This is a genomic window from Streptomyces sp. NTD91, assembly GCF_059510455.1.
In genome coordinates this window covers 21,172-27,241 of sequence record NZ_JCAJZW010000070.1, presented here as the reverse complement: position 1 = coordinate 27,241, position 6,070 = coordinate 21,172, and the positions used below count along the sequence as shown (strand labels likewise).

Annotated in this window: 5 protein-coding genes; 3 read left to right on the top strand and 2 right to left on the bottom strand. The window is 71.7% G+C overall.

Annotation, left to right across the window (positions count from 1 at the left end):
- Positions 1-199 precede the first annotated feature (199 nt).
- Positions 200-1,636: an amino acid permease gene (locus AC5WRT_RS36950; RefSeq protein WP_496101027.1), complete on the top strand. Its 1,437-nt coding sequence runs from the start codon at positions 200-202 to the stop codon at positions 1,634-1,636.
- Between the two features lie 73 nt (positions 1,637-1,709).
- Here the strand turns inward: AC5WRT_RS36950 and AC5WRT_RS36945 are convergent, their stop codons facing one another.
- Complete coding sequence (locus AC5WRT_RS36945; RefSeq protein ID WP_496098506.1) at positions 1,710-2,399, bottom strand: response regulator; 690 nt, start codon at positions 2,397-2,399, stop codon at positions 1,710-1,712.
- The gene (locus tag AC5WRT_RS36940; RefSeq protein WP_496098505.1) at positions 2,399-4,063 is read right to left on the bottom strand and encodes an ATP-binding protein; all 1,665 of its coding nucleotides are present in this window, start codon (positions 4,061-4,063) and stop codon (positions 2,399-2,401) included. The genes AC5WRT_RS36945 and AC5WRT_RS36940 overlap by 1 nt, the downstream gene beginning before the upstream one ends.
- Before the next feature lie 237 nt (positions 4,064-4,300).
- Between AC5WRT_RS36940 and AC5WRT_RS36935 the strand changes: the two genes are divergently transcribed.
- Positions 4,301-5,161 (top strand): ABC transporter ATP-binding protein, encoded by an 861-nt coding sequence (locus AC5WRT_RS36935; protein WP_496098504.1) that lies wholly within the window; start codon positions 4,301-4,303, stop codon positions 5,159-5,161.
- Positions 5,158-6,036, top strand: coding sequence for an ABC transporter permease (locus AC5WRT_RS36930; protein WP_496098503.1), 879 nt, complete (start codon positions 5,158-5,160; stop codon positions 6,034-6,036). Before AC5WRT_RS36935 ends, AC5WRT_RS36930 begins: the two co-directional genes overlap by 4 nt.
- Positions 6,037-6,070 lie beyond the last annotated feature (34 nt).

The window sequence follows — 6,070 nt, the reverse complement described above, 5'->3', positions numbered from 1 at the left end:
TAGGACGACTGCGCCCGAGGGCGCGGATCAGGCACGGTGAACATTTTGCGGCGCAAGGGCCGCACCAGTGCCCTTTTTCTGCGATCGGCCGCCCGGGGCGGCACATGGAACGGCGATTTTGCGGTGAGCAGGTGCATACCGGACCATGGCGGCGTCCCGGCGATCCTGGGACACCTGTTCGACGAGAGGCGCACCACCCATGCACGTCACCGGAACCGCCCCGCAGCCGGCTCCGGCCCCCACCGAGGACCTCACGGCCGTCGCCGCGGGCCCTCGCGACTCCAACGGCGTCAGCGACGTCCAGGCCACCCCCGGCAAGCATGCCCGCCGCTTCGGCCTGCCGGTCGCGACCGCGCTGGTCATGGGCAACATCATCGGCGGCGGCATCTTCCTGCTCCCCGCCTCCATCGCCCCGTACGGCACGGTCGGCCTGGTGGCCTTCGGCGTGCTGACCGTCGGCGCCATCGCGCTCGCCCTGGTCTTCGGCCGACTCGCCGCACGCGACCCGCGCACAGGCGGCCCCTATGTCTACGCCCGCGAGGCCTTCGGCGACTTCGCCGGCTTCCTCGCCGCCTGGGCGTACTGGATCACCACCTGGGTGTCGAACGCGGCGCTCGCCGTCGCCGCCGTCGGCTACCTGGACGTGCTGATCCCGGTCGGCCAGCACAACGGGACCGCGTGCCTGGCCGCCCTCGCCCTGCAGTGGCTGCCGGCCCTCGCCAACTTCGCCGGCACCCGGTACGTGGGCGCCGTCCAACTGGTGTCGACCGTCCTGAAGTTCGTGCCGCTGCTGCTCGTCGCGGTCGGCGGGCTGTTCTTCTTCGACCCCTCGCGGCTCGGGCCGTTCAACGCCGGCGGGCACAGCGCCGTCGGCGCGATCTCCGCAGCCGCCGCCCTGCTGCTCTTCTCCTACCTCGGGGTGGAGTCCGCAGCCGTGAGCGCCGGCGAGGTCAGGGACGCCCGCCGCAACGTGGGGCGGGCCACCGTGATCGGTACCGCGGGCGCCGCACTGGTCTATCTGCTGGGCACGCTGTCCGTGTTCGGCACGGTCGCGCACAACCGGCTGGTCACCTCCACCGCCCCCTTCTCCGACGCCGTGAACGTCATGTTCGGCGGCGGCTGGGGCGGTACGGCGGTGGCGCTGGCGGCGCTGGTGTCGATGACAGGCTGCCTCAACGGATGGACCCTGCTGAGTGCCCAGACCCCGTACGCGGCGGCCAGGGACGGTCTGTTCCCGGCCGCGTTCGCGCGCCGCCGCCGTGGCGTGCCGACGGTCGGCGTCGCCGTCACGGTCGTCCTGTCGTCCCTGCTCACGGTCTACAACTACCTGTCGGGCTCGGCGAAGGTCTTCGACGTCCTGGTCCTCGTCACCACCTTCACCGCGACCGTGCCGTACCTGCTGGCGACGGCGGCGCAGCTGTTCCACCTGGTCTCCGGCAGGTCGGTGGACCGGTCGCGGCTGGTCCGGGACTCGGTGATCACCGTGATCGCGGCCGTGTTCTCGGTCTGGCTGATGGCGGGCGCCGGTTACGCGGCGGTCTACCAGGGCGTGCTGTTCCTGTTCGCCGGCATCCTCGTCCACGCGGTGATGGCGGCGCGCCGGCAGCGTCGGCCCGCGGAGAAGGCCGCGGCGTGAGTCACCGGCCGGGGGGTGACGGGCGGCGCAGGCCGCACGCCCGCTCGGACCGTGGCGAGCCCGCAGCGGTGCTTCACGAGACGATCCGATAGAGGTGCTCCGGGCGCCCGGTCGCGCCGTAGCGCAGTTCCAGGCGGACCATGCCCTCCTTGACCAGGTACGACAGATAGCGCTGGGCCGTGGCGCGGGAGACGCCGGTGAGTTCGGCCGCCTGGGCCGCCGAGACCGGTCCCTGCGCGGCGCGCAGCGCCTGGTGGACCAGGGTCAGGGTGGGCGCCGAGTGTCCCTTGGCCGGCACCCGCGGGACGGCGGGCGGCCGGGCGGCGCTGAACAGCGCGTCCACGTCCGCCTGCTCGGTCTCGGCGGCCGGACCGAGCACCTCCACGCGGTGCTGCAGCTCCCGGTAGGCGGTGAGCCGCTCGCACAGGTCGGGCGAGCCGAAGGGCTTGACCAGGTAGCCCACGGCACCGAGCTTCATCGCGCCGCGCACCGACTCGATGTCCCGGTCCGCCGTGATCATCAGCACGTCGGGGCGGGCTCCGCCCTCGTCCCCCGAGAGCCGGCGCAGCACGTCGAGCCCGTTGCCGTCCGGCAGGAAGACGTCGAGCAGCAGCAGGTCGGGGCGCAGGGTCCGGACCGCCTCCAGCGCCTCGGCGACGGTCGCCGCCTCGCCGACCACATGGAAGCCCTCGACACGGCTCACGTACTCGCTGTGGATGTGGCTCACCCGGAAGTCGTCGTCCACGACCAGGGTTCGGATCATCAGCGCTCGCCTCCCACCGGCAACGCCGTGGTGAACAGTGCGCCCCGCGGCGCGGAGGCCGTCTCGGGCAGGGGCAGCACGACCGTGAAGACGGCGCCGGGTCCCTCGCTGACCGTGACGGTGCCGCCGTGCCGCTGCACCAGCCGGTGCACCAGGGCCAGCCCCAGGCCGCGCCGGGCGGTGCCCCGGTCCGGCCGGGTGGACCAGCCGTCCTCGAAGATCGACTCGGCCGTGTCCGGCGGGATGCCCGGGCCGGTGTCCGCGACCCGGACCCGTACCTCGCCGCGGCTCTCGGTCAGGGTCAGCCGCACCTCACGGCCGCCCGCCGGGCGCGGAGCCTCGCCGGCCGCGTCGACGGCGTTGTCGAGGAGGTTGCCGACGATGGTCAGCAGCCGGTGCAGGTGCGGCGGGTCCTGGCCGAGGGCCGAGTCGTCGGTCAGCTCGATCCGGACGCCGCGTTCGGCGGCGACCGTCGTCTTGGCCACGATCAGCCCGACCATGAGGGAGTTCCCGATCCGCTTGCGCACGGACTCGGACAGGGCCTGTCCGGCCCCGGCCGCGCCCACGGCGAACTCGTAGGCGTCGTCGTACTCCCCGATGTCGAGCAGACCGGCCAGGGTGTGCATGCGGTTGGTGAACTCGTGCTGCTGGGCGCGCAGGGCGTCGGTCAGGCCCCGCACGGCGTCCAGCTCGCGCAGCAGCCCGACCAGTTCGGTGCGGTCACGCACGGTGACCACGGCACCGAGTTCCCGGCCGTGCAGGGTCACCGGCATCCGGTTGACGACGAGGCAGTGCTCGTCGGTCAGGACACTGACGTCGGTGCCGGTCAGGGTGCCGTCCAGGGCGCGGCGCAGCCGCCCGTCGGGGAGGACCTCCTCGACGGTGCGGCCGAGCGCGGTGCCGAGGCGGAGCAGCCGGCGGGCCTCGTCGTTCACGACGGTGATCCGGCCGTCGGGGTCGAAGGCGACCACGCCCTCGCGGATGCCGTGCAGCATCGCCTCGCGGTCCTGCAGCAGTCCGGCGATCTCCTCCAGCTCCAGCCCGAACGTGGTCCGCTTCAGCCGCCTGGCCAGCAGATACGCGGCCGCGCAGCCGAGCGCGGTGGCGATCGCGGCGTACAGGCCGAAGGTGGGCAGTTCGCGCCACAGCTCGCCGAGCACATCGTGTTCGGGGATGCCCACCGACACCTCGCCGACCAGCGTGCCCGTCGGCCCGTACAGCGGGGCCTTGCCGTTGGCGGACCGGCCGGTGGCGCCCTGGTCGGTGCCGACGTGCGGCCTGCCGTCCCGCACCACGAGCGGCTCGGCCACGGGCGAGCCGACCAGGCGTGGCATGGGGTGGGAGTGGCGGACGCCGTGCAGGTCGATCACCACCACGTACGACGCCCCGGACGCCCGGCGGATCCGTTCGGCGACCCGCTGCACGGTGTGGCCGTCGTCGCCGTCCTCCATCGCCCGCCGGATCTGCGGGTCCGCGGCAGCGGTCTGGGCGATCGCCACGGCCCGCTCCTCGTAGGTGCCGTCGAGTGCGGAGCGCTGGGCGAAGGCGAACAGGACGAATCCGATGGCGCCGGTGAGCGCCAGGATGACGAGCTGGCTGGCGAGGATCCGCGCGGAGAGTCTCCTCCTCCCGCCGCGCCCGATCCACTGACGGATGGGTGTCACAGGTGCCTCTTCGCCTCCGTCCCGGGTGGTGCCGGGCCGGCCGTGCGCCGAACCCGTGGTGGCGTGATTGTGCCTGATGGCCGAAATCCTGCCCACCCCCGTGTCACTGAGCAGAATGAGCAGAACCCCGGTCAACGCGGCTTTCGCGAGATACCTGGGAAACAGCGACGTCACACCGGGTGACCTCTAGCGTCTGCCTTCCTCGACCCCACGAGGTGTGGAAGGAGACGGCCTCACATGGCTTCGCGCAACGACGTCGCGAAGAGCCCGATCGCCGGTGCAGCAGAGCGCGGGGACGCGCGCATCGAGATCTCCGGGCTCACCAAGCGATTCCTGACCCCTGCCGGTGAGGTGTTCACGGCGCTCCAAGGCGTCTCGTTCACCGTCGAGCCGGGCCAGTTCTGCGCCGTGGTCGGTCCCACCGGCTGCGGCAAGTCGACCACGCTGAGCATGGTCTCCGGTCTCGACCGGCCCAGCGAGGGCTCGGTGAAGGTCGGCGGCCGTGCGGTGGACGGCATCACCGACGGCGTCAGCTTCATGTTCCAGGCGGACGCGCTGCTGCCCTGGAAGACGGTCCTCGGCAACGTGCTGATGGGCCCGGTCTTCCGCGGTGTGCCCAAGCAGCAGGCGCAGGCCTCGGCGCGGGACTGGCTGCGCCGGGTGGGCCTCGCCGGGTTCGAGGACCGCTACCCGCACCAGCTGTCCGGCGGAATGCGCAAGCGCGTGGCAATGGCCGCGGCGCTGATCAACGAACCCAAGATCCTGATCATGGACGAGCCGTTCGGCGCCCTGGACGTGCAGACCAAGGCGATCATGTCGAACGAGCTGCTGGACCTGTGGGAGCAGATCCGGCCCTCCGTCATCTTCATCACCCACGACCTGGACGAGGCCGTGGCCCTCGCCGACCGGGTGGTGGTCATGACGTCCAGCCCCGGCTCGGTCAAGGCCGTCTTCGACATCGACCTGCCGCGGCCGCGCGGCTCGGTCCAGGAGATCCGCTACCAGCCCCGCTTCATCGAACTCCAGCACCAGATCTGGGACACGCTGCGCGAAGAGGTGGAGCGCGCCTACGCACGCACCGCAGGAGGAAAGGCATGAGCACCACGTCCACCGCTTCCGCCGTCCCGGTCGCCGACGGCGGGCAGGCCGCGGCCGCGGCCGCGGCCAGACGGGCCGCACGACGCCGCGTGACGCTGGTGTGGGCGGGCCGCATCGGCCTCGCCGCCTTCGTCGTCGGCGGCTGGCAGGCGTTCACCGCCTGGGGCATCGTCGACCCGTTCTTCTTCGGGCAGCCGTCCGGGATCGCCAGGCGGCTGGTCGACCTCTTCCAGAACGGCACCGAGTTCGGGTCCTTCTACGCGAACATCTGGACCACCATCCAGGAGGCCCTGGCCGGCTTCGCCGTCGGTGCCGTCACCGGGATTGTGTTCGGTGTCGCGCTCGGGCAGAGCCGCTATCTGTCCGACGTCCTCGGCCCCTACATCAAGATGGTGAACGCGATCCCGCGCATCGTGCTCGGCTCGATCTTCATCGTCGCCTTCGGTATCGGCGTCACCCCGAAGATCCTGCTCGCCGCGGTGCTGGTGTTCTTCATCGTGTTCTTCAACGCCTTCCAGGGCGTCCGCGAGGTCGACCGCAACATCCTCGCCAACGCCCGGGTGCTCGGCGCCTCGCAGTTGCAGATCATCCGGCACGTCATCGTGCCGTCCGCGCTGACCTGGATCATCGCGAGCCTGCACAGCGCCTTCGGGTTCGCCATCGTCGGCGCGCTCGTCGGCGAGGTGCTCGGCGCGCAGAGCGGCCTCGGCCTCGTCATCAAGACCGCGCAGAACAACTTCGACCCCAACGGGGTGTTCGCCACGATGCTCGTCATCGCGGTGATCGTGCTGGGCGCGGAGTGGCTGATCGGCAAGCTCGAGCACCGGCTGCTCTCCTGGCGCCCGCCGGCCCCCACCGAGGCCAACTCCCTCTGATCCTCCGTCACTTCCGTCCTACGAAACGAATCGA

Bases quoted from the DNA above. Each gene is read 5' to 3' on its own strand.
- AC5WRT_RS36935 (WP_496098504.1), top strand. From the start codon at position 4,301: ATGGCTTCGCGCAACGACGTCGCGAAGAGCCCGATCGCCGGTGCAGCA.
- AC5WRT_RS36930 (WP_496098503.1), top strand. From the start codon at position 5,158: ATGAGCACCACGTCCACCGCTTCCGCCGTCCCGGTCGCCGACGGCGGG.
- AC5WRT_RS36945 (WP_496098506.1), bottom strand. From the start codon at position 2,399: ATGATCCGAACCCTGGTCGTGGACGACGACTTCCGGGTGAGCCACATC.
- AC5WRT_RS36950 (WP_496101027.1), top strand. From the start codon at position 200: ATGCACGTCACCGGAACCGCCCCGCAGCCGGCTCCGGCCCCCACCGAG.